Raw genomic sequence first — 3,006 nt, 5'->3', positions numbered from 1 at the left:
CCGGGGGGGCTCCGGGTGCTGTACGTGGCGCTCACCCGCGCCACCCAGCGGCTGACGGTGGTCTCGGGCGACCGCGACGAGCCGGACGCCAACGCCGTCCCCGACCTGCTCCGGGATCCCCCTTTTTGAGGGCTCGGTTCTCCCCCAGCTACCGCTGGGAGGTGCCCCCGCCGGGGCGCCTCAGTCTCCCCCAGCTACCGCTGGGGGTGCCCCCGGCCGGAAGACCCAAGTGCCCGGCGGACCCCGGTGTCCGGTGCTCCGACGGCCTCAAAAATCCACCCCCCGGGAGGGGAATCCCTTCCCGGGCCTGTTTGTTAGCCTTGATGTGGCACCGGCCCGATCCAAGCCCCCGGGCCCAACCTTCGTCGCTTCGAGCGACCACTTGCCGCGAGGCGAGCATGGCGGGTCGGTGCCACTTCTCATCTCTTCCGTGAGAGGTCCGCGCCCGGCGGCGTCAGCCGCCCAGGACGCGGACCTCTTCCGCTTGGGGGCCCTTGCGGCCCTGCACGATCTGGAATTCGACCCGCTGCTCGTCGACCAGGCTGCGGTAGCCGCTGCCGTCGATCGAGCTGTAGTGGACGAAGACATCCGGTCCGCCGTCCTCCTGGGCGATGAAGCCGTAGCCCTTCTCGGCGTTGAACCACTTCACGGTGCCCTGAGCCATGCCCGCGCTCCTCGTTGTCTCTTCCTCGACGTCCTTACGACGCTGTAGCGCGCCAGAGCCTAGGGCGGCGGCTGCGGCGGGCGGCCCGCCTCGCCAGGCGTTCCCGCGAAGGAGTGGGGCTTTCCACTCGCCTGACCCCACTCTGCTATGTCAGAACAATATGTCCGAAAGTCGGGCCGGGTTACCCCGTACCCAGAGGTAGGTGTAACCATCTGAGGACGTGGCCCGGCATTCCGAGGCCCGGAGAGCATGAACAAGGGAAAGCAGAGGAAGCAGGCCATGGCAACGGCGCCCAGCGTCTCGTACTCGATTACGGCTCGGCTGGAGGTGCCCGCGAGCGGTACCGCGGTCAGCCAGCTGACCACGGCCGTGGAGTCCTCCGGTGGCTCGGTCACGGGCCTCGATGTGACCGCGTCCGGCCACGAGAAGCTCCGTATCGACGTGACCATCGCCGCGACCTCGACCGCGCACGCCCAGGAAATCGTGGAGAAGCTGCGGGGCATCGAGGGTGTCTCGCTCGGCAAGGTCTCCGACCGTACGTTCCTGATGCACCTCGGCGGCAAGATCGAGATGTCGTCGAAACACCCCATCCGCAACCGTGACGACCTCTCCATGGTCTACACGCCGGGCGTGGCCCGGGTCTGCCAGGCCATCGCGGACAACCCCGAGGACGCCCGCCGCCTCACCATCAAGCGCAACAGTGTGGCCGTCGTCACCGACGGCTCCGCGGTGCTGGGCCTCGGCAACATCGGCCCCAAGGCCGCGCTGCCGGTCATGGAGGGCAAGGCGGCCCTCTTCAAGCGGTTCGCGGGCATCGACGCCTGGCCGATCTGCCTGGACACCCAGGACAGCGACGAGATCGTCGCGATCGTGAAGGCCATCGCCCCCGGCTTCGCGGGGATCAACCTGGAGGACATCTCCGCCCCCCGCTGCTTCGAGATCGAGGCGCGGCTGCGCGAGGCCCTGGACATCCCGGTCTTCCACGACGACCAGCACGGCACCGCGATCGTGGTGCTGGCCGCCCTCACCAACGCGCTGCGGGTGGTCGACAAGAAGATCGAGGATGTGAGGGTCGTCATGTCCGGCGCGGGCGCCGCCGGCACGGCCATCCTGCGGCTGCTGATCGCCGCGGGCGTGCGGCACGCGGTCGTGGCCGACATCCACGGTGTGGTGCACGCCGGGCGCCAGGACCTGGTCTCCGCCGACCCGGAGTCCCCGCTGCGCTGGATCGCGGACAACACCAACCCGGAGGGCGTCACCGGCACCCTGCGCGAGGCCGTGCGGGGCGCGGACGTCTTCATCGGCGTCTCGGCCCCGAACGTGCTCTCCGGCGACGACGTGGCCGCCATGGCGGACGGCGCGATCGTCTTCGCACTGGCCAACCCGGACCCCGAGGTGGACCCGGCGATCGCCCGCCAGACCGCCGCCGTGGTCGCCACCGGACGCTCGGACTTCCCGAACCAGATCAACAATGTCCTGGTGTTCCCGGGCGTTTTCCGTGGTTTGCTGGACGCGCAGTCGCGTACGGTGAACACCGAGATGATGCTGGCTGCTGCCGGTGCGCTCGCCGACGTCGTTCACGACGACGAGCTCAATGCCAACTACATCATTCCGAGCGTCTTCAACGACAAGGTCGCTGGGGCGGTCGCCGGGGCCGTGCGGGACGCGGCGCGCGCTGTGACCGGTACCACTGCGGTCTAGGCGGGGTACGGCGCGTCGCGCGCTCCGGGGTCCCGGAAGCGGCCATAGGGTGGCGGACAGGAAAACGACCGCCACGGCGCTTTTCGTGTGACTCTCCAGGGCTCCGGATTGGCATTCCCGCCACAGGTGGGGGCAGGATGCGTTCCGGGCGCGAGGGTCTGAACAGCAGACCCGGGTCCGGGGACTGTCCGAGGGCCCTGGCAGCATCGGCTTCGATCTCACGCCTCATTGGCAAGATGAACACGGGAGTACAACATGAACCGCAGTGAGCTGGTGGCCGCTCTGTCCGAGCGCGCCGAGGTGACCCGAAAGGACGCCGACGCCGTGCTGGCCGCCCTCGCCGAGGTGACTGGTGAGGTCGTCGCGAAGGGCGACGAGAAGGTCACCATCCCCGGCTTCCTGACCTTCGAGCGCACCCACCGTGCCGCTCGCACCGCGCGCAACCCGCAGACCGGTGAGCCGATCGAGATCCCGGCCGGCTACAGCGTGAAGGTCTCCGCGGGCTCCAAGCTCAAGGAAGCCGCCAAGGGCAAGTAAGCCCCCGCGAACGAGAGGGGGGGGGGCCCGGGGGGGGGGGGGGGCCGCGCGCGGGCGCTCGAGGGGGGAGGGGGTGTTTTATTGATTAATAAGAGAGCCCCAGA

The 3,006-nt window shown here is 69.3% G+C and carries 3 protein-coding genes; 2 read left to right on the top strand and 1 reads right to left on the bottom strand.

Annotation, left to right across the window (positions count from 1 at the left end):
• Nucleotides 1–454: 454 nt before the first annotated feature.
• Nucleotides 455–664, bottom strand: coding sequence for a cold-shock protein (locus tag ACFXB5_RS52060; RefSeq protein ID WP_020870916.1), 210 nt, complete (start codon nt 662–664; stop codon nt 455–457).
• Nucleotides 665–943: 279 nt separating this feature from the next.
• On the opposite strand from ACFXB5_RS52060, the gene ACFXB5_RS52055 reads away from it, so the two are divergent.
• Complete coding sequence (locus ACFXB5_RS52055; protein ID WP_385222737.1) at nt 944–2,365, top strand: NAD-dependent malic enzyme; 1,422 nt, start codon at nt 944–946, stop codon at nt 2,363–2,365.
• A 255-nt stretch (nt 2,366–2,620) separates the two neighbouring features.
• Nucleotides 2,621–2,902, top strand: a complete 282-nt coding sequence (locus ACFXB5_RS52050; RefSeq protein WP_009717479.1) for an HU family DNA-binding protein — start codon at nt 2,621–2,623, stop codon at nt 2,900–2,902.
• Nucleotides 2,903–3,006 lie beyond the last annotated feature (104 nt).

The organism is Streptomyces sp. NPDC059455, from assembly GCF_042750115.1.
In the GTDB taxonomy this organism is placed as follows: domain Bacteria; phylum Actinomycetota; class Actinomycetes; order Streptomycetales; family Streptomycetaceae; genus Streptomyces; species Streptomyces endocoffeicus.
The sequence above is the reverse complement of the archived record's forward strand: the minus strand, read 5'-3'. Positions and strand labels throughout refer to the sequence as shown.